Here is a 616-nt window from a genome sequence, read left to right as displayed (position 1 = left end):
GAGCACGCATGAAGCTGATCACCGCGATCGTAAAGCCGTTCACCCTCGATGACGTCAAGACCACCCTCGAGGAGGCGGGCGTCCTGGGGATGACGGTCAGCGAAGTTCAGGGCTACGGACGGCAGAAGGGCCACACGGAGGTCTACCGGGGCGCGGAATACTCGGTCGACTTCGTGCCGAAGGTGCGGATCGAGGTCGTTGTCGACGACTCGATCGTCGACAAGGTCGTGGACAGCATCGTTCGCTCGGCGCGCACCGGCAAGATCGGTGACGGCAAGGTCTGGGTGAGTCCCGTGGAAACCATAGTGCGGGTCCGCACGGGTGAACGCGGAACCGATGCGCTGTGACGCCAGCCGCACATTGCTGATCCGACCCGGACGGGCCGGGAGGGTATGAATCCGGACCCACCCGATCCGTCCGGGAACGTAGCAGAAAACGCCTGCGAGGCAGGCGATTTGGCCGAGGCGCGGCGCAAGCTGCTCTCCGATGGTGTTGGACTGCATGCGGCCGAGCTGCGGCACGCATGGCTGGATCTGCACGAGTCCTGGCTGACCGACAAGGCCGCCGAGATCGGGATCACCGACACCAGTGGCTTCGCGATCGTCGGGATCGGCGG

At 65.1% G+C, this 616-nt stretch carries 2 protein-coding genes; both read left to right on the top strand.

What is annotated here, in order from left to right; all coding sequences use genetic code 11:
- Window positions 1-8 precede the first annotated feature (8 nt).
- Window positions 9-347, top strand: a complete 339-nt coding sequence (glnB, locus tag A5736_RS07105; protein ID WP_076063176.1) for a nitrogen regulatory protein P-II — start codon at window positions 9-11, stop codon at window positions 345-347.
- Between the two features lie 45 nt (window positions 348-392).
- A partial coding sequence (locus A5736_RS07100; protein ID WP_217695739.1) for a hypothetical protein occupies window positions 393-616 on the top strand: 224 nt, incomplete at its 3' end.

Source organism: Mycobacterium sp. SP-6446 (genome assembly GCF_001954045.1).
Classification (GTDB): Bacteria; Actinomycetota; Actinomycetes; order Mycobacteriales; family Mycobacteriaceae; genus Mycobacterium.
Note: the sequence above shows the minus strand (reverse complement) of the source record. Positions and strands in the feature narration are given on the sequence as shown.